We start from the raw sequence: 19,198 nt of genomic DNA on the forward strand, positions 1-19,198 counted from the left end.
CCAAAAACAATTCCATATATTAACATATATATTAGCAATAAATGAAATAATATGCAACATAAACAATATAATACGAATAAATAAACAAAAAAGCGTGTTGCAAAGAATCGAAACCTTTTGCAACACGCATATATATATTAAGTTTTAAAGTCTAAACCAAGTCACGACGAATGATTTCTTGATAAAGAGCAATTGTTGGTGTATTTGCAAGGCGCTTTGGACGCTTGGCTACTGAAATTTTTTTAACACCATCTGCTTTCAATGTTTGTTTAGCCCAAGCCTTCGTACCAAATAATGTCATGAATAATCCTCCCAGTTATTTTAAATACATGGTTATATGATAACCACCACCCCTACCCTAATACGAGTAACGGGGGTAATGCAAGAGGAAATTTATATAATTTAAAACGTGAGGCTAACTAATGATGAACATCAAAATAGGTATGACTAATAACATTAATAACGTTGTTTGCGTGATACTAATAGATGCAAATTTATAATCTGCTTTATACTCGAGCGCCATAACTGCGGCATTGGTCATTGCTGGCATAGCCGCTTGAATGATAAAGACTTGTTTTAATAATGATGGCAAATCAAAAGGCATCATTATTAGTGCCATTGTTAGTGGTGCTAATACAAAACGGCTTAATGACAGGGTAACAGTCTCCTTATTTGGTAACAATTCTTTACGAGAAGTCTTGGCAATGGCAAAGCCAATAAAAATTAGGGCTAAGGGAACGTTGGTATCCCCCAGTTCTGTTAAATCAGTGACTAAAAATGACGGTAGTTTCACATTTATAAAAACTAATATCAATGAAATGACCAGAGCAATCATTGGTGGATTAAACACACCAGCTAATGTTTTCTTCAAATTAAAGTGTTTATTATTATGGTTACCATCAATTGAAATCATATAAACACCGATTGTCCAAAAAACGGTTGTATTAGCCATGTAATAAATAAGGACATAAGGTAAACTATTTGTCCCAAATAACGCCATATTCACCGGTAAACCAACGGTTATCGTGTTTGAATTGAAAAGCAACGACTGAAAAAGGCCTTTATGTTTTGGATCAACATGAATAATTCGAGCAATAAAAAATGACAAGACTAACAATAACACCATGCTAGCTAAGGGAAACAATATATTTGTCCCCATAGCAAGTAATGTTTTGGGTGTAAAATCTTGTGGGATATGAACGATTAAATATGCTGGTAATGCAACTTTTGAAATAAAACCAGATAAAAAGCGACTTATTTTACCATCAGAATCATCAAAAACATTTCCTTTAATTAAGATAAAACCGATGGCTACTAAGCCTAGAATCATTAATACGCCAGTGATACTGTGGGTTAACGCGGTCATATAATATAAACGTCCCCTTTCTAAAATAACTAAAAAAAGATGGCTAATTTCGCCATCTTTTATGCAACAGGATTAATTAAAATTATGGCTTTTGTTTGCTAGGTGCAGTGTTGCCATCACTAATTCTAATTCTTTATCATTTGTTTGATACGCATCAAGAAATTCTTGATGGTATAGTATACCCGCTAATGCGCCAACAAGTGGCATAATGCGTTCTGACTCGCCTGGTAAAGTTTTTGTAAGTGATATTGCACTTTCAAAGCTTGTACTATTTAGTATAACCCAAATAGTCGCTTCTAATGTATCAACAACATAACCTGATGTACGCAATGAATCTGCAGACTCACTCTTTAAGTCAGGCTTATTAAGAGCTTGGAAAGCTGGTAAAAATTGTGCAAAGATTTGATGCTGTGAGTAATATTCATATGAACCACTGACAGCTTGATCCACTGCTTCAATAAGTGGCATATTTTGTAACAAATTATTGACAAGCATCGCATATAAGCCACTGGCAATCAGTGACTGGGGATGATTATGGGTCAAACCAGTAACTTGGTGTAACATTAACATCGCCGGTGCGTGAGAGACAAAGTCTTCACCGTACTGTGCACGTAAGTATAGTACGACGGGAGTAATGTGCATCAACGCACCGTTACCATTGTCTGACATTTCACGTCCTCCAGAATTAAAGGGGTCACTTGTCCGTTCATACTTATCTAACGCAAATGTTGTTGTACTACCGACTGCAACTGGTTTTTCAGCGTGGTTAGTGTATTCACCAGACTGATACCAACTCAGGTACCGATCCATCATATCAGTTAAATTATATCCATATGACAAACTACTGATTGTTGCTAAAGTTAAAGCGGAGTCTCCACTCCATGATGTTCGCTGACCATCAACTTGCCGTTGTGCTATTAAATCACCAGTAACTAAACCTAGTGTACTGTTATTTAGTGGACTATACGGTAAAACCATGTAAAACTCCATCCTTTCAAGAACATAATTGTAACACTCATGTAAACTGTTGGCAAATTAAGCTGGAATACACTATAATTGTCTTTGAACGTTAAAAGGAGTAAAAAATGACAGAATCACGACAAGACCAGGAATTTGACATCTTTTCACTAGTATTATTACGCGATCATCTACTACCTGAATTATTACAAGAAGATCAATCCGAGATTACATATTGGGCCGGTAAATCAATTGCAAGTGAGTTTCAACTTGCAGGAATTAATGAAATCCAAAATTTCTTCATGTCAGCGGGATTTGGTTATCTTACCAATACTGAGCAAAAATCGTCTGAGCAAAAATGGTTACTAAATGGTCCTGTTATTGATGAAAGATTGCGTAAGCATCCGGATGCAGTTTTTGCACTAGAGGCTGGATTTTTGGCACAAGCAATTCAGCAATTAACGAATACTGGTGCAGAGGCCCAATGGGATGCTAGCAAAGATTCAGTTACGATTACTGTTATGACAGAGGAACCTGTCGAGATGCCAAATTAATGAATAAAATTAAAAGACCCATGATTAACGTAGATTATTAAACATCGAGTTAGTCATAGGTCTTTTTATTATGTCATTATTTAAATGAACCAACAAATTTGTAAATTGGATAACCTTGAGATGCAAATTTGTGTTCATATTCGGTTTCAACATTATCAGCCATCTTATCGTCATCTTCATGCAAGTTTAAAGATATACTGGTTGGCTCAAAATGAATACCAAAGTTAGCGAAGGAATAAAGTGAATATTCAAAAAGGCCTCGATTATCGGTCTTAAATTCAACTTCACCGCCTTCAGGAAGCACAGCCTGATAGCTTTTTAGGAATGATTTATACGTGAGACGTCGAGATTCGTGACGCTTTTTTGGCCAAGGATCAGAAAAATTCAAAAATAGCTTACTGACTTCACCCTTAGCAAAGTAGGTATCTACTCCTGCCCCATCACCATAGATAAATTTTAAGTTTGGTAATGTGTCTTCATCTTCATCGGCTTTTCGACCAGCAACGGCGATTGCTGCTTCTTGGATTTCCATACCGATAAAATTTATCTCTGGGTATTTTTTAGCCATACCGATAATGAATTGACCCTTACCAGTTCCGATTTCAATTTGTAAAGGCTGCTCTTTTTCAAAAACGCTTTGCCAATTTCCCTTTAATGAGACAGCTCGGTCTTGATCTATTACAAGGTTTGTATGATTTTCTAACCAGGGTTGTGCCCATTTTTTATTTCGTAAACGCACGAGTATTTCTCCTTTGTGTGCTTTTATTTATTTTTTGTTTCGTATACCAGAATACCAAAACGCCCCCTATTACGACAAGGCAAATTAGGTTTTGTAACAACAAATTAATGCTAGTAGTAGCCATAAAAGCAATGATTAGCCAGATTAACTGTGTTATTGCTAGCCATGGCAAGATAGCGTACTGGAATGCTTGTATGCGTTGGCGACTTGTGATTGGATATAGAAAATTAAAAACGATATGTTTGTGCACATTGCTTAGTGGTATTAACTGCAATACTAGTAAGTAAAATAATATGATCAATAGAATGGTTTGCAGCCAGCCAGTAGTAAACCATGCAGCAAACCCACCGAAAATGGTCAGGCGGAACCATAACTTAATATATTGTGTGCGGCGGATAAATGCTGTGACATAGAGTTTAATGAGTGGATTATGAACATGTTTACCCCACATTTTAATGAATGAATCAGCCCAAGATTGCCGCTTAATTTTTGGAGTAATTCCCGGTACATCAATAAATAGGTTATAAAATGATAAGACGATGAACTGATGATTTTCTTCTGTCATAACCAGATGACGCCAATTGATTAATTTTGAATCCGTTGTATCTGGAAATAGGCGCTGCTTACTTGCAATAATATAGGTAAGCAACATTTTTAATGCAATTAAAATCACAGTGGAAATTAAAATTAACGCCAGTGAGTTTGTTAGTAAGTGAAACATCATCGGCCACAGTGCGACTAACAAAATTCCTTCAACGATACCGTTAACAATCATACTATATATTGTTGCTTGTTTTAGTAGTGTACGTAGAACTGCTTCGTCTCCTAACAAGGCCGTTGGATCTGCCTGTTTTATTAAGTTGGTTGGGTTTTTGAAAAAAACGAAAGTCACTAAAATAACAATAAGCAGTATGCTTTTGGTCCAGATATTAATAGGTGCATTTTGCCATAATGATTGATATGCTAGACCACCTGCTCCTGCTAAAATAAACAATGCTAATACAGCATGGTCATTAAAAACATATCTGAGGTACTTGAGATACTGTTGCCACCTCTTCGCAAGGCGATCTTTAAATAGATAAGTTAATTTCATTGACATTATTCCTTACTTACAGCTAATTCTGGTACGAGTTTCGTAAATTCACTTGCTGCACCTGCAGCAGCTACTTGACCATCCTTAAGATAGACAAATTGGTCAGCATGATCTGCAATCGTGTCTAAAACATGTGTTGTAAGTAAAAAACTAGTCCCTTCTTTTTTTCGACTATCAATTAGTTTTAACAAATCATTGACTGCAATGACGTCCAATCCTAAAAATGGTTCATCAATGATGAATAATTTTGCATCTGTAATAAAGGCCATGACAATCATTACTTTTTGACGCATACCTTTTGAAAAATGTGTTGGGAACCATGTTAATTTATCATTTAGTCGAAAGATATTTAATAGTTTTTCGGCCCTTTGCCAAGCGACTTTTTCATCTAAATGATAAGCAGCAATTGTTAATTCAAGATGTTCTTTTAAGGTTAGTTCTTCATATACGATTGGTTGCTCAGGAATGTACGCAAGTTGTGATTTATAGGCAACAGGCTCTTGGTCCAATAGCAAATTATTTAGGACAATACTACCCTGCTTCGGTTGTAGTAGCCCAATAATATGATTGATCGTTGTTGATTTTCCAGAGCCATTTAGACCGACTAATGCAGTCAATGTACCATCGGAAACGGTAAATGAAATGTCCTTCAAAACGGTTAATTTGCCATATCCGCCAGATAAGTTTTTAATTTCTAAGCTCATGATATATACCTGTATTTCTATTGTTTATTCTATTTTACCAAAAAACATATCATTATTTATACCAGACAGAAATTATAATTAACTGTATAATGAAAGTAAAGTTAGAGGAGGGATATAAGATGTCAGATGTATTTGATAAGATAATTAATGGTGAGATTCCTTCATATAAGGTATATGAAGATGATGATGTATTAGCATTTTTAGATTTGACGCAAGCAACCCCTGGTCATACGTTGGTTGTTCCTAAGAAACATGTTGCTGATATTTATGAATATGATGAAGAACTAGCTGCGCGTGTATTAGGTGTTCTTCCTAAAATTGCCCGTGCAATTAAAGCAAGTGATGACAGAATTATTGGATTAAATATCATTAATAATAATGGTGAAGCAGCTGGTCAATCAGTCTTCCATTCACATTTTCATTTATTACCACGTTATGTTGATGATGGTTATGATATCCCTGTACTGGATAATAGTGATAAGATGACAGAAGAAATCTATCAAGAAAGAGCACAAAAAATTGCTGAACAATTTGAAAGGGATTAATTTATGTTTGAAAAAGCAAAAATACGATTTCATGATTTGAAAAATGCAGTTAAAGGTGAAAAAGATGCTGTTAATGCGATAAAAAAGTCAGTATCAGATATTCAAGATTCTGTTAATGATATTAATGAGTTGGCAAGCGATTTACAAGTTCAACTTAAAAAATTGGATTTTAAAAACAAACCACATCTTGATCGTATTGATGAAGCACAAACACGAATTACAGAAACCTTAGCTGCTTTTCCAAAAAATAAAAAATAAATACGTTGGACAGGCTGGGACAAAAAATATCCCAGCCTTTTTCCTATTTTGAGGGGTTAAATTTCAAAGTAATTATGACCCGCCACATGGTTAATTATGCAATTGATTTTCATTTTGAATGAGCGTAAAATTACAAACGTTCGTTTTTTAGAATAAATATGCACATTTTTTAATGTGAAGTGAGGTTTTTTTGATGAATCAGAAAGATAGCGCCTCATTTTTTGGTCAACCACGAGGTTTAATGACTTTGTTCTTTACTGAAATGTGGGAGCGCTTTTCATATTACGGTATGCGAGCCATACTGTTATTTTATATGATATATGCTGCCGATAAGGGTGGCCTAGGATTTAACGCGGTTACTGGTGCAGCAATTATGTCCATTTATGGATCGATGGTTTACCTATCTGGTATAATTGGTGGCTATTTGGCAGATCGTGTCTTAGGCTCTTGGCGGACAGTATTTTACGGTGGTGTGCTCATTATGTTTGGTCACATTGCTTTATCAATGCCACTTGGAGCACCTGGCCTCTTTGGTTCGATTGTCCTAATTACTTTAGGGACAGGATTATTGAAGCCAAATGTTGCCACGATGGTTGGAAATCTTTATGATAAGGATGATGAACGTCGAGACGCAGGATTTTCTATTTATGTTTTTGGTATTAATTTAGGATCTTTTGTCTCACCTATTTTGGTGGGTTGGTTCCAAGTCAACGTTAACTTTCATGTTGCCTTTTCATTAGCAGCCATTGGTATGTTTATTGGTTTAGTTCAATATACGGTTGATGGACGTAAGCATTTAAGTAATGTTTCAAGAAAAGCGCCATCACCATTACAACCTGAAGAAATGAAATCATTAGGTTGGAAACTTGGCCTGATACTTATTGCAATTATTTTAATCTTATTTACTTTAAAGGGTACAAACTCGTTAAACATTGACTCGATTATTAATGTGTTAACGGCTGTGGCTATTTTGGTACCAGTTGTTTACTTTGTCGTCATGCTTACGTCAAGTAAGACAACGAAATTTGAACGTCGTAAAGTCATTGCTTATATTCCGTTGTTTATTGCTGCTATGTTATTCTGGATTATTGAAGAACAAGGCTCAGTTGTTTTGGCACTCTTTGCAGCAAATCAAACGGCTCTACATGGCATCCCAGCTTCTTGGTTCCAGTCACTAAATCCATTGTTTATTATGCTATTCACACCTTTCTTCGTTTGGCTTTGGTCAAAGAAGTTACGTGATAGACAACCAGCAACTGGCGTAAAATTCGCCTTGGGTCTAGTATTCGCAGGATTATCATACGTATGGATGGCATTCCCAGGGATGTTATTCGGTGTAAATAATCATTTCAATCCACTTTGGTTAGTTGCCTCTTGGGCACTAGTTGAGGTTGGAGAAATGTTGATTTCACCAGTTGGTTTATCAGCATCAGCTAAAATGGCACCAGTTGCATTCCAAGCGCAAATGTTAACAGTTTGGAATTTGTCAGATGCTACTGCACAAGCTGCTAATGCACAATTAGTTAAGCTTTATTCACCTGATACAGAGGTTACCTACTTTTTGATAATTGGTTTTATTACTGTGTTGGCCGGCCTGTTGTTATGGGTTGCAACTAAGAAAATAAAAATTTTGAATGACAGTTTAAGTGAAACTAATTAAATAAAAATACACATTTATATAAAACGCCCCATAAGTATTAGATTTTTATCGCTAATACTTATGGGGCGTTTTAATTAATTTAAATATGCTATTTGCCTATTTGTAATTTTAGTTCCATGACTGCATCACGTAGATTGGCAGCATCTTCGAAATCAAGGCGCTTGGCAGCAGCGCGCATTTGATCTTCAAGATTGGCAATCATCGCATTTTGATCATCACGTGCCATGTCTTTAAAGGCAACATCAGTAAAGCTACCCTCTTCTTTTGAATCATTATCCACTTCATGGCTAACAGAAATCAAGTCTCGAATATCTTTCTTAATGGTATGTGGTGTAATGTTATGTTCTTCGTTATATTGCATTTGTATATTACGACGGCGAGATGTCTCATCCATAGCCGATTGCATTGAAGCGGTAACGGAATCTGCATACATAATCACATGACCATTTTCATTACGTGCTGCACGACCAATTGTTTGAATCAATGACCGGGTATTACGTAAGAAGCCCTCTTTATCCGCATCTAGAATAGCAATTAATGATACTTCGGGAACGTCAATTCCTTCACGTAATAGATTAATCCCAACCAACACATCAAATTTACCAATTCGTAAATCACGAATAATTTCGGTACGTTCTAAAGTTTTAATGTCTGAATGTAGATACTTAACTTTAATACCAACATCTTCTAGGTAGTCAGTTAGGTCTTCAGCCATTTTTTTAGTTAAGGTAGTTACAAAAACACGTTCTTCATTCGCCACACGTTTATTGATTTCCCCAATTAGATCATCGATTTGACCCATAACCGGCCGAACTTCAATTTCAGGATCAAGTAGTCCAGTTGGACGGATGATTTGTTGAGCGACGTTCTCTTTTGGTACGCGTTCATTTTCATAGTCACCTGGCGTAGCCGACATGTAAATAATTTGGTTAACATGGTTTTCAAACTCTTCGAGCCGTAATGGCCGATTATCAAGAGCTGATGGTAGTCGAAAACCATAATTAATTAAGGTTTCTTTTCGAGCACGGTCACCTTTATACATACCACGAACTTGTGGCATCGTTACGTGTGACTCATCAACGATAATAATAAAATCATCTGGGAAGAAGTCTAACAGTGTGAATGGTGGTTCGCCAGGTTTACGACCATCCATATGACGTGAGTAATTCTCAATACCGGTGGTGAAACCCATTTCTCGAATCATTTCAATATCATATTCAGTGCGTTGCTTAAGTCGCTGTGCTTCAAGTAATTTGCCATCTTTTTCAAGACTTTGCAACTGGTCATCTAATTCGGCTTGAATTGTTTTTAAAGCACGCTCACGAATTGCGTCATTTGTCATAAAGTGCGTTGCTGGGAAAATTGTGGCCAAATCTAATTCGGACGTTATTTCTCCCGTTAGCGCATCAATTTCACGAATACGATCTACCTCGTCCCCAAAAAATTCAATTCGCAGTGCTTTAGAATCAGATGATGCCGGGAATACCTCTAAAACATCACCTCTAGCACGAAAACGCCCACGTTGAAAATCAATATCATTACGCTGGAATTGAATATCTATTAACCGATGCATGAAATCATTTCTTTCTAAAATGTCTCCAACACGGACATTAATAACATGGTCATAATATTGTTCTGGACTACCTAAACCAAAGATTGACGAAACTGAGGAAACCACAATTGTGTCGTTCCGCGCTAGTAGCGAGGCAGTTGCAGAATTTCGGAGCTTATCAATCTCATCATTAATAGATGAATCCTTTTCAATATAAGTATCTGATGAAGGAACATACGCCTCAGGTTGATAGTAATCATAGTAAGAAACAAAATACTCAACAGCATTATTCGGGAAAAATTCTTTGAATTCACCGTATAATTGTCCCGCCAAGGTTTTGTTGTGTGATAATACTAAAACTGGCTTATTTGCTTGTGCAATGACATTTGAAATAGTAAATGTCTTCCCTGTTCCGGTAGCACCTAGTAAGACTTGTTCTTTGATACCATTTTTTAAACCGTTGACTAATTTTGTAATCGCCTCAGGTTGATCACCGGTGGGTTGGTATTTCGAAACTAAATCGTATTCATTATCAGTATCACGATTAAACATTTATGCTATCCTACTTTCTTGCTTGCTAAAAATAAAAGAGCAGCTGAATTAGTTCATATTCTGTAGCTGCTCTTATTAATTCTAATTTGCAAACTACTAACGTCATTATAACAAACTAGTCAGCATTAAAAATACCGATATAAATACGTTGTAATTTTTCAGAACCAGGAAAATGTTCATTTAGTAATTCAGGTAATACTTCTTTGATGAAGTAAGCGACACTGGGCATATCCCGGAAAGCGAAAATCGTTTCAAGACTTTCTTTATAGATTTCTGTAAATACAGGTTCGGGGTTCCCTTTTTGTAATTCACCAAATGCTTCATATAGCAAATCAACTTTATCTGCAACTGAAAGAATGCGGCCTTCTAGGGTATCGTCTTTACCTTCATGCAATCGACGAGTGTAGACATCTTGTAGCTCTTCAGGTATTTCGGTATTAATGAAATTATCAGACAACGTGTCTTCAACATCGGCAAGCATATGTCGTAAAGTAGATGATGCATATTTAACGGGTGTTCTGATATCACCGATAAAACGTTCTGTAATATCGTGATTCAATGCCTTTTCATATAACATACGCCAATCAACGTCTTTGCCATGTGCCTCTTCAATATCTCCAAGAAATTGAGCTGCCTCAGTTACTTTCCAAGAATGAGCTGCAACCGAATGTGGTTGGTATTTAAAATATCCTGGTGCACGAGTAATCATCTCTAACTCATTCAAGCCTGATAAATATTGATGCATTCCCATTAGTATATGCCTCCTCATAAAATATACATTTGTATCATATTACTGTTAAGTGTATAGAAAAGCAAGAAAAAAAGCCACATCGCTGTGACTCTTTTCATTGTATTAATATGAGTTTAGGATAGTAACCTTGTATTTACTATCATCTGATCCCTGAATTAAGTATGCCTGCATACCAGTTGAAGCTTCTATCTTAATCTTGACAGGCACGCCTGTTGGTAGATAATTAGGTGCACTCTGCGCGATATAATTAGCAAAACTTTCTATTTCAGTTGCTGAATAGAATTGTGTTGAAACGTCAACCACCAATCCCTTTAAGTTATTACCTTCGTATGATGCTTGTCCGGTAACTGAAGATAGATTAGGGAAGAAACTTTGAATATTTTCTGAGAAGCTAGTGAAACTTTTATTTAGCTTTTTTGCGACAGACTTCTCATCGCCAGTGCCAGTTTGCATAGGTAATACAACAGTTTGATCTTTAATATCTGTCCAACTACCAAGGTTGTTACCTGACTTTGAAACATTCCAACTGTAGAAGCTACCACCTGCCAATGAATCATCCTTTGATTGCGAATACATGGCAACATAAATAGGAATATCATTGCTGATACCACTCATGTTACGGTACCGTTTAACAACTTCATTGGCCATTTGCTTACCTTGTTGAATACGATCAGCATTGCTGATGTCCTGCGTATAATTTGAGCCGTATTGCTCTTTTTGATAGGTGTCCTGTGTATTCATAGCAAGTCCAAGAACAATTCCGTTTAACTTCAAATTATTACCATCTTTAGTCATAAAGTCTTGTTCTTCAATCGTTTGTAAGTAGATTGGATTACGACTATTATCAGTTTTACCATTATCTTCAGGGTTCAAACCGGTTGGGTTATCGTTTGATTTACGATCCAACCAGTTATTCGCTGTATCAGTTGTTAGATATTGTCCTTCTTGGAAAATATATTTAGAAGTACTGAAGTGTTCCTTTGCAAAGTCCTGTAGACCATTTTCAAAACTAACTTGGTTATAGGTGTTGTTTTGTTGGGTTGCAGAAACACCTCTGGCTTTACTTGTCAAATAACGACCATTTTTAATCACCGTTTGATAAGACGAATCGTTATTCTTTTCGGTTATCTGAATTCCCTTTTTTGAACTACTTGATTTTGTTGCTGTGGTTGTTGTCTTTCCACTATTACTTGAATTTGAAACTGAGGAAGAATTCTTAGAGAAGAAGTTTCCAAAGAAGACTAGTGCTGCAATCAACACCGCAACAACACCAATGGTAGAAAGCCATTTTACTGCACGCATACGTGTTCTCCTTTAATCTAAACCGCGTTTCGCTTAGAAATTTATTGATTACTATCCATAGTATCACGCAATTGTTTTTCTGACCAAATTTCAATGCCCAAATCTTGGGCTTTTGTGAGTTTAGAACCAGCATTCTCACCCACAATCAACAAGTCTGTTTTTTTAGAAACTGAACTTGCTACAGTAGCCCCTTGTGACTCTAGCCATGCTGACGCATCACGTCTTGAAAATAGAGATAATGCACCAGTTAATACAATTTTTTTACCTGAAAACAATGGATTATCGATAGTTGCTGTTTGAGAAGTAAATTCTAGGTTAACATTAAGATTTACAAAATCATTTAGTAATTGTTTTGCTTGCTCTGTTGCAAAATATTGCGCAATGCTGTCTCCTATGGTTAATCCCATACCTGGCAATTGGGCAATATCGTCAGCGGTTGCTTCAGATACTGCAGTTAAATTACCAAATTTTGCCGCAATTGTTTTAGCAGCCTTTGCACCAACGTTTCGAATACCTAAGCCAAATAATAAACGTTCTACAGAATTGTTTTTAGACGAATCGATGGCATTTAATAAGTTATTTGCAGCTGTGTCACCGAATTTGTCTAAGTTGATCAAATCATCATAGCGTAAGCGATATAAATCGGTTATTTTCGTAATCAATCCATGTGCTAATAATTGTGAAATGATTTTTGGACCTAGTCCATCGATATTCATAGCGTTTCGCGAAGCAAAATGAGTCAATGATTCTTGTACTTGTGCAGGACAAGCTGGATTAATACACCTTAACGCAACTTCACCATCAACATGCACAAGTGGTTGGTGACAAGCTGGGCAATCGTTAGGCAATTCATATACGACACTTGTTTCTGGTCGTTGGTTGATAATAACTTTTCCGACCTCGGGAATAATGTCACCTGCTTTATGGAGCGTCACGGTATCACCAATACGAATATCTTTTAGTTGCAGATAATCAGCATTGTGTAGTGAAGCTCGAGAAACTGTTGTTCCTGCGAGCTGGACTGGATCCATGACTGCAGTCGGTGTAACCGCACCGGTACGTCCAACGGTCCATTCAATATTTCGAATCACTGTCTCTGACTCTTCAGGTGGGAATTTGTATGCAATCGCCCATTTTGGCACTTTAACGGTGTTTCCTAACTCTTCATGATAATCTAAGCGATTAACTTTAATTACAATGCCATCAATACCATATGATAGTGAGTCACGGTTATTGGTTTGTGACACGATATAATTTTCAACATCTTCTATATTGGTCACTACAGCATTTGTATTATTTGTCGGTAATCCTAAATCACGCAGTCGTGCTAGCAATTCAGATTGCGTTGTAACATTCAAAACTTGTGTTGCGTCGATTGCTTGATAAAGAAATGCTGACAATTTACGTTGCTTTGTGATGAGTGGATCCAATTGGCGCAGTGAACCAGCTGCCGCATTACGTGGATTTGCAAATGTTGGCAATCCTTCGCGTTCACGACTTTCATTTAAGATAACAAAAGCCTGTTTTGGCATGTATATTTCACCACGAACTTCAATGGACAATGGTTCGTTTAACTGTTTAGGGATGTCATCAACGTATTTAATGTTTTTAGTGACATCTTCTCCAATGTTTCCGTCACCACGTGTAGAAGCTTGTACCAGCTTACCATTTTCATATACCAAACTTATTGCCAAACCATCGATTTTTAACTCTGCATTATAGCTTAGCTTTTCGATAAATGATTTTTGAGTGGCTACCATCCAGTTAGTCAATTCATCAAATGAAAAGACATCTCCCAAAGAGAGCATGGGGACTTCATGTACAACTTTGGGTAGTTCCGACTTTGTTTTATGTCCACCAACTTGTTGTGTTATAGAATTCGGACTGACTAATCCTGGGAAGGCTGTCTCAAGCTCTTGTAAATGCTTATAAGCTTGGTCATACTCAGAATCTTCAACAGTTGGCGCATCATTTTCATAATATTCTTTCGCCCATTGTTGTAACTGCTTTTGTAATTTCTTTATTTGCTCAGCAGCTTCAGTTAAGTCCATTTGCGCAACCTCTGTCATGATCAATCTCCTGTCTATTTTTCAACTTTATTGATTGGTGCGAAGGCAGCTAATAGACGCTTAATACCTTGATCTGGAAAAGCGATATCTAATTCTTTATCTTCGCCCTCACCTGTAATTTTAATAACGTGACCAATACCCCACTTTTTGTGTTGCACTGCATCGCCGATTACCCAATCCTTTTTCTCAGCGCCAGTATTTGTAACGTTGGGCTTTGATTGACTGGTACGTTGCAATGGTTGCTGACGCTTACGACCACTAAAAGTGACACCTTGTGCAGGCACAGAACGTTTGTTAAATGGCAAATCTCTTTCACGATTAGTAGGTTGGAACCCAGTACCATCATATTTTTCATTGATTAATTGTGCATCGATTTCATCAATAAATCTAGAAGCTGGGTTACTTGTTGTTCGACCATAAAGTAATCTCGAATAAGCATTTGTTAAAAATAGCTTTTCTTTGGCGCGGGTAATTCCCACGTAGGCCAACCGACGTTCTTCTTCAAGTTGTTCATCGTCCGCAGCTGCTCTTGATAATGGGAAAATATTTTCTTCCATACCAACAAGAAAGACGACAGGGAATTCCAATCCTTTTGCAGCATGCAGGGTCATCAACGTGATCTGATTATTACTATTTTCATCGACATTGTCTAAATCAGAGACTAAGGCTAATTCACCTAAGAAATCAACATATTTTGAGATGCTTTCATCAGTTGGTTCATAATTTTTATCAAATTCTTCAGTAACTGACAAAAATTCAGACAAGTTCTCGAGACGCCCTTCATTTTCTGGTGTTGGTGACTTCTTGAGTTGTGCTTCATAGCCGGATTTTTCTAAAATAGATTTTGTTAAATCAGTCAAACTCAAATCAAATGACATTTGTTCGATAAATGTCGCCATCATTGTAGCAAAATTAGTTAATTTATTGGCTGCTCTTGCAGAAAGACTAGGAATTAAAGTGGCGTTAGCTGCACTATCTAATAACGTCCAACCTTTTTCCAAAGAAAAGCGGCGTAGCTTCTCTAGAGAAGTTTGTCCAATACCACGTTTAGGTTCATTAACAATACGCAAGAAATTTTCGTTATCTGCTGGATTTGTGGCTAATGACAAATAGGCCAAAATATCGCGAATTTCTTTACGGTCATAGAACTTAGAACCACCAATAACGGTATAAGGCATATTTGCTTTAACTAGTGCCTCTTCGACACCACGTGATTGCGCATTAGTTCGATATAGAATGGCAAAATCTTTGTAGTCATATTTTTGCGCATTAACCGCATCACGAATTTCTTTGATAACAAATAGTGCTTCTGATCGATCGGATTGACCACGATAATAGGTGATTTTTTCACCCTCACCATTATCTGTCCAAAGCTTTTTGGCAATTCGTTCATTATTATGACGAATCACAGCATTAGCAGCATCCAGAATTGTTTGCGTTGATCGATAATTTTGTTCTAGCATGACTGTTTTGGCGTCAGGATATTCTTTGCTGAAATTCAAAATGATTTGCATGTTCGCACCACGCCAGCCATAAATTGATTGATCAGAATCACCAACAACTGCCAAATTACGGTGCTTAGCGGCAAGTAGCGTCACTAATTCATACTGCGCATCGTTAGTATCCTGGTACTCATCAACATGCACATAAAGAAATTTTTCTTGATAGTAGCTAAGTACCTCTTGGTCTTTGTGTAGTAACTCAATTGTTAGCATAATCAAATCATCAAAGTCTAATGACTGGGCTAAAGCTAAACGATGTTGATATTCTTTGTATGTTTTGCCAACAATTTCTTCAAATGGACCAGATGCTTTTTTAGCATACTCTTCAGGTGTTTCCATGACATTTTTAGCATTAGAAATAGCACCCAGAACTGAACGTGGCGTGTATTTTTCAATATCTACGTTAAGGTCCTTTAGAATGCGCTTTATTAAAGTACGCTGGGCACTAGCATCAATAATAGAAAAGTCTTTTTTATATCCTAATTTATCAATGTCTCGGCGCAAGATACGAACTGCCAAGGCGTGAAAAGTTGACACCCAAACAGCATTAGCGTCGTTTTCATCAACCAGTTGCCCAATACGTTCCTTCATTTCACGGGCAGCTTTATTGGTAAATGTAATCGCTAAAATACGCCATGGCAAAACATCTAAATCCTGTATCAGATGAGCTACGCGATGGGTTAACACACGTGTTTTTCCAGAACCCGCACCAGCCATAATTAACAATGGCCCTTCTGTTGTTTTAACAGCTTCAGCTTGCTTATCATTCATACCCGCAAGTAACGGATTCATAGTCTGTCTCCTCTCGAATTGCAAATATCGCTTGATTAATTACGAATTTTTTTACCCCAATATTGGTATAAATCAACTTTTAAAGCACCGTTGTACAACTTACGCTTTTTAGTTGCTTTTTTACCAAAGGCAGTTTCAAATTCTTCGTCTGATGTCAAAATATATTTAGACCATGTTGGCATCTTGTTATAAATATAGCCCATTTGGCTATAAAGTTGACGGGCAGCATCTTCATCACCAAGTCGTTCCCCATAAGGTGGATTAGCAACTAAGACACCATTGATTTTGTCAGTTGACCAATCTGCTGCGGCTAATTGCTTGAATGTTACATCCTCACCGACGCCAGCGGCTTCAGCGTTAGCTTGTGCAATCTCAATCATATTTTCGTCGATATCATAACCGGTTATATCTAAGGGCTCATCAAAATTAATCATACTGCGTGCTTGTGCCTTTAGCGTCTGACCAATATTTTTATCAAACCAGTCCCAATCAGTAATATCAAACTCACGGTTTAAACCAGGAGCGATATTACGACCTATCAAAGCAGCTTCAATGGCAATCGTCCCTGATCCAGCTGTTGGATCAACAAATGGGTTATCGGTGAACCAATGGGCTAATTTGACTAATGCGGCCGCCATGGTTTCTTTTAATGGGGCCCCACCCTTTTCGGTACGATAACCACGCTTAAACAATGAGTCACCAGTCGTATCTAGGGTAATCATGACATGATTTTTGTCGATTGCCGTTTCCAAAACATAGCGTTGACCAGTTTCTGGCAGATAACTGTGAGCATGATAAGCTTCAGACAAGCGCTTAACAATTGCTTTTTTAGTAATTGCTTGCACAGTTGGTACAGAGTGTAGGATAGAGTGCTTTGAACGACCATTTACTGGGAAATTGGCATCATAAGGTAATAAATCTTCCCATGGGAAAGCTTTTGTTTTTTCGAATAATTGGTCAAAAGTTTTGGCATCAAATTCTTGCACAACTATTTTAATACGATCAGCCACACGTAGCCATAAGTTTGTGCGATAAATATCTTCAACTGTGCCATCAAAGAAAACACGTCCATTTTCTGTTTCGGTAGCATAGCCCATTTCTTTCAGCTCACGGGCTACTAGTGATTCCATACCAGCACCCATTGTTGCCATTAATTTAAAGTTTTTCATATTCAGTTCTCTTTTCAAGTTGATACTTTTCATTATAAATGAGATTAAAAATTTGGGCAAAAAGAAAACCGACGCCACAAGGACGCCGGCTGCCTGATGTATTAGCTATAAGCCATGTTTTGTTCCAAATAAAAATTGGCAATCTTTATTTGGTGGTAATCATCTATCTCAAACATTTCTGTTTCCCCGACCATCACTTCTTTTCGCTAGGTCAAGCGCCCCTACCAAAGTTTGGGTTGCCCGCTCGTGGGGTTTACCGCGTTCCATCCATCGCATTTCTTTGATGGTTCGTCACTGTGGCACCTTAGCAGCTTACTAAATCATAGATAAAATCCTTAGATCTTTGGCTGGCCATCATTCAAATCATTGAATGCCTAGCCTTATTTTTTCAGCTAGCGCGAACACTACTAACATCACAGTTAGTGCGAGCATGGACTTTCCTCATGCAGCATAAGCCACACGCAATCACCCACTAACACATCACGAATAACCATTATACACTTATTCAGCAGATTGTGTACTATTTTCTTTAACAATTACATCTTCCACTTCTTCTGCCTTATCATTATCTGCTTCTTTATTCTTCTTAAATTGTTCAGATGAAGCACCAAATACGCGGCGTTCCAAATTCGAAAGACGCTTTAAAATGTCCATATTTGTATTAACAGCAGGAGCTGGCGAAGCTTTTGGCGTTGACGATGTCGTTGGAGCTGCTGAAACTTGCTTTGTTAATTCAGCAACTTGATCCTTTAGTTTTTGGTTTTGATTATTTAATTCACTAATATTAGTTTGAAAAGCTTGATAGTCAGAGATAATCTCATCTAAATAAGCATCTACATCCGTTATATCGTAACCGGTACCAATACGTGTTTTCTTAAAATCCTTGTTTAGAATTTCTTCACGAGTATGTTGCACGTTTTCCATCACTTGCACTCCTTAGTTTTCTTCTTACTTTAGTTTACCAGCTTTCTCTATAGATGACAAAGTTAGTTATGCAAAAAATAATATTTCTTATTCCAAATAATCAGAATTTCTCATTTGATATTCGTCGGCATAATCTTGTAAGCGATCTAAATCAATTAACATAACTGGATAGTTGTGTTCTGAAGCATAGTTTTTCATTGCTTGGTAGTCAAAACGAGCTCGCGCATTCTCAGCCTCTCGGTCATAGAAAATAATTGCTCTGTCTGTATGATCTAGCATAAATTGCTGGTAAGCTTTTAGTTGTTTTGGTCCTTCATAAGGGGTGTTAAATACAGAACTACTAAAATCAACAGATTGCTTTAATTTAGTTAATTTTTCTTGCTTATCTGTTTTCCAGTTTTTTCCAAAATCGACAAATGGTGTCATTAAAGCAATTTGAAAGTCTGGAAATGTTGTTTGTTTTAAATTTAGCGCTTCTTCAATTGCCCACTGCTCAATACCAAGCTGACCACCAGTAATAAGCCAATTACAATCGTCATAAATGGCATTTGTCAAAAGTTTGTTTATTGCAAAATTTATAATGGTTAATTTTGGATCCTTATTGTTAAAAATACCCAATTCATAATTTCGAAAACCAGTTATCCAAATACGATCCATTAAATTGTATACCTCTTTCCCTATTTTATATTTTTAGTCAGTTTACGAGAAC

General features: G+C 36.9%; 18 protein-coding genes and 1 other RNA gene. 4 read left to right on the plus strand and 15 right to left on the minus strand.

Annotation, left to right across the window (positions count from 1 at the left end):
* Nucleotides 1-151: 151 nt before the first annotated feature.
* The 3 genes from FOL01_RS11195 to FOL01_RS05015 all read right to left on the minus strand — a co-directional run bounded on the left by FOL01_RS11195 (nt 152) and on the right by FOL01_RS05015 (nt 2,344).
* On the minus strand, nt 152-301 hold the full coding sequence (locus tag FOL01_RS11195) for a hypothetical protein (RefSeq protein WP_165845859.1): 150 nt from the start codon (nt 299-301) through the stop codon (nt 152-154).
* A 114-nt stretch (nt 302-415) separates the two neighbouring features.
* Nucleotides 416-1,366 carry an AEC family transporter gene (locus FOL01_RS05010; RefSeq protein WP_075269640.1) on the minus strand — a complete coding sequence of 317 codons (951 nt, stop codon included), beginning with the start codon at nt 1,364-1,366 and terminating at the stop codon, nt 416-418.
* A gap of 72 nt (nt 1,367-1,438) precedes the next feature.
* Nucleotides 1,439-2,344: an ADP-ribosylglycohydrolase family protein gene (locus FOL01_RS05015; protein ID WP_237342647.1), complete on the minus strand. Its 906-nt coding sequence runs from the start codon at nt 2,342-2,344 to the stop codon at nt 1,439-1,441.
* A 107-nt stretch (nt 2,345-2,451) separates the two neighbouring features.
* Here FOL01_RS05015 and FOL01_RS05020 point away from each other — a divergent pair, with 107 nt between their 5' ends.
* Nucleotides 2,452-2,877: a DUF2507 domain-containing protein gene (locus FOL01_RS05020; RefSeq protein WP_075269642.1), complete on the plus strand. Its 426-nt coding sequence runs from the start codon at nt 2,452-2,454 to the stop codon at nt 2,875-2,877.
* Nucleotides 2,878-2,953: 76 nt separating this feature from the next.
* Here the strand turns inward: FOL01_RS05020 and trmB are convergent, their stop codons facing one another.
* The 3 genes from trmB to FOL01_RS05035 are packed head-to-tail and all read right to left on the minus strand — an operon-like array spanning nt 2,954 to nt 5,413.
* Complete coding sequence (gene trmB / locus FOL01_RS05025) at nt 2,954-3,616, minus strand: tRNA (guanosine(46)-N7)-methyltransferase TrmB (protein ID WP_075269643.1); 663 nt, start codon at nt 3,614-3,616, stop codon at nt 2,954-2,956.
* Entirely contained in the window at nt 3,600-4,709 is a 1,110-nt protein-coding gene (locus tag FOL01_RS05030) for an ABC transporter permease (RefSeq protein ID WP_075269644.1), read from the minus strand. The genes trmB and FOL01_RS05030 overlap by 17 nt, the downstream gene beginning before the upstream one ends.
* Nucleotides 4,710-4,714: 5 nt before the next feature.
* Nucleotides 4,715-5,413, minus strand: a complete 699-nt coding sequence (locus FOL01_RS05035; protein WP_075269645.1) for an ABC transporter ATP-binding protein — start codon at nt 5,411-5,413, stop codon at nt 4,715-4,717.
* Between the two features lie 119 nt (nt 5,414-5,532).
* Between FOL01_RS05035 and FOL01_RS05040 the strand changes: the two genes are divergently transcribed.
* The 3 genes from FOL01_RS05040 to FOL01_RS05050 all read left to right on the plus strand — a co-directional run bounded on the left by FOL01_RS05040 (nt 5,533) and on the right by FOL01_RS05050 (nt 7,876).
* Entirely contained in the window at nt 5,533-5,958 is a 426-nt protein-coding gene (locus FOL01_RS05040) for an HIT family protein (protein WP_075269646.1), read from the plus strand.
* Between the two features lie 3 nt (nt 5,959-5,961).
* Nucleotides 5,962-6,216 carry a hypothetical protein gene (locus FOL01_RS05045; protein ID WP_075269647.1) on the plus strand — a complete coding sequence of 85 codons (255 nt, stop codon included), beginning with the start codon at nt 5,962-5,964 and terminating at the stop codon, nt 6,214-6,216.
* A gap of 193 nt (nt 6,217-6,409) precedes the next feature.
* Nucleotides 6,410-7,876, plus strand: coding sequence for a peptide MFS transporter (locus FOL01_RS05050; protein ID WP_075269648.1), 1,467 nt, complete (start codon nt 6,410-6,412; stop codon nt 7,874-7,876).
* An 88-nt stretch (nt 7,877-7,964) separates the two neighbouring features.
* Here the strand turns inward: FOL01_RS05050 and uvrB are convergent, their stop codons facing one another.
* The 9 genes from uvrB to FOL01_RS05095 all read right to left on the minus strand — a co-directional run bounded on the left by uvrB (nt 7,965) and on the right by FOL01_RS05095 (nt 19,146).
* On the minus strand, nt 7,965-9,980 hold the full coding sequence (gene uvrB / locus FOL01_RS05055; protein ID WP_075269649.1) for an excinuclease ABC subunit UvrB: 2,016 nt from the start codon (nt 9,978-9,980) through the stop codon (nt 7,965-7,967).
* Nucleotides 9,981-10,095: 115 nt separating this feature from the next.
* Nucleotides 10,096-10,731: a YfbR-like 5'-deoxynucleotidase gene (locus FOL01_RS05060; RefSeq protein ID WP_075269650.1), complete on the minus strand. Its 636-nt coding sequence runs from the start codon at nt 10,729-10,731 to the stop codon at nt 10,096-10,098.
* Between the two features lie 102 nt (nt 10,732-10,833).
* Nucleotides 10,834-12,033: a CamS family sex pheromone protein gene (locus FOL01_RS05065; RefSeq protein ID WP_075269651.1), complete on the minus strand. Its 1,200-nt coding sequence runs from the start codon at nt 12,031-12,033 to the stop codon at nt 10,834-10,836.
* A gap of 41 nt (nt 12,034-12,074) precedes the next feature.
* The gene (gene ligA / locus FOL01_RS05070; protein WP_075269652.1) at nt 12,075-14,102 is read right to left on the minus strand and encodes an NAD-dependent DNA ligase LigA; all 2,028 of its coding nucleotides are present in this window, start codon (nt 14,100-14,102) and stop codon (nt 12,075-12,077) included.
* 14 nt (nt 14,103-14,116) lie between these two features.
* Nucleotides 14,117-16,396 carry a DNA helicase PcrA gene (gene pcrA, locus FOL01_RS05075; protein ID WP_075269653.1) on the minus strand — a complete coding sequence of 760 codons (2,280 nt, stop codon included), beginning with the start codon at nt 16,394-16,396 and terminating at the stop codon, nt 14,117-14,119.
* A 35-nt stretch (nt 16,397-16,431) separates the two neighbouring features.
* A complete protein-coding gene (locus FOL01_RS05080; protein ID WP_075269654.1) occupies nt 16,432-17,565 on the minus strand; it encodes a THUMP domain-containing class I SAM-dependent RNA methyltransferase in 1,134 nt (377 codons plus the stop codon).
* Nucleotides 17,566-17,668: 103 nt separating this feature from the next.
* Nucleotides 17,669-18,042: RNase P RNA component class B (gene rnpB / locus FOL01_RS05085), an RNA gene on the minus strand.
* A 24-nt stretch (nt 18,043-18,066) separates the two neighbouring features.
* Entirely contained in the window at nt 18,067-18,489 is a 423-nt protein-coding gene (gene gpsB, locus FOL01_RS05090; protein WP_075269655.1) for a cell division regulator GpsB, read from the minus strand.
* An 87-nt stretch (nt 18,490-18,576) separates the two neighbouring features.
* The gene (locus tag FOL01_RS05095; RefSeq protein ID WP_075269656.1) at nt 18,577-19,146 is read right to left on the minus strand and encodes an SLOG family protein; all 570 of its coding nucleotides are present in this window, start codon (nt 19,144-19,146) and stop codon (nt 18,577-18,579) included.
* Between the last annotated feature and the right edge of the window lie 52 nt (nt 19,147-19,198).

The sequence above is a fragment of the Weissella thailandensis genome (assembly GCF_001932615.1).
GTDB classification, from domain to species: domain Bacteria; phylum Bacillota; class Bacilli; order Lactobacillales; family Lactobacillaceae; genus Weissella; species Weissella thailandensis.